Consider the following 421-nt stretch of genomic DNA (forward strand, 5'->3'; position numbering starts at 1 on the left):
ACACACCGGTGCGCCCCGGGACCAGGGCGCGGCGCGCGCGGTCGGCAACCTTTCGGTTTGGAATGGGCACGGTGCCGCGCATCGATCCCGTCTTGCCGATGAAGTCATCGAGAGCGACACCCTGGACCGGCAGCGTGTCCAGAACCTGATCTCCCCGCAGGTCAGTGAACAGCAGCCGGTACGGCGGCGCGATCACTGGACGAATCCCGCGGTGATCCGCACGTTGGCGTTCGTGCCGATGGACACGTTGGGCGACCATGCGCGCAGATAGATCTGTCCGTCAGCCTCGACGCGGGCTTCACCGAACCCGTAGCCGTCACCTGCGATGGCTGCCGTGTCGCCCGGCGGCCGCCAGTCAGCGGGCAGCGTGCACACGTGCGTGTCGTCGAGATTCGGGTCTGCTGACAGGGCCGGTCCCGTG

General features: G+C 67.9%; 2 pseudogenes. Both read right to left on the reverse strand.

What is annotated here, in order from left to right:
* Positions 1-196 (reverse strand): annotated as a pseudogene (locus tag IH25_RS0136875) (hypothetical protein); the annotation flags it as partial.
* Positions 193-421, reverse strand: a pseudogene (locus tag IH25_RS0136880) (hypothetical protein); the annotation flags it as partial. The pseudogenes IH25_RS0136875 and IH25_RS0136880, both read right to left, overlap by 4 nt.

The organism is Streptomyces achromogenes subsp. achromogenes, assembly GCF_000720835.1.
GTDB lineage: Bacteria > Actinomycetota > Actinomycetes > Streptomycetales > Streptomycetaceae > Streptomyces > Streptomyces achromogenes.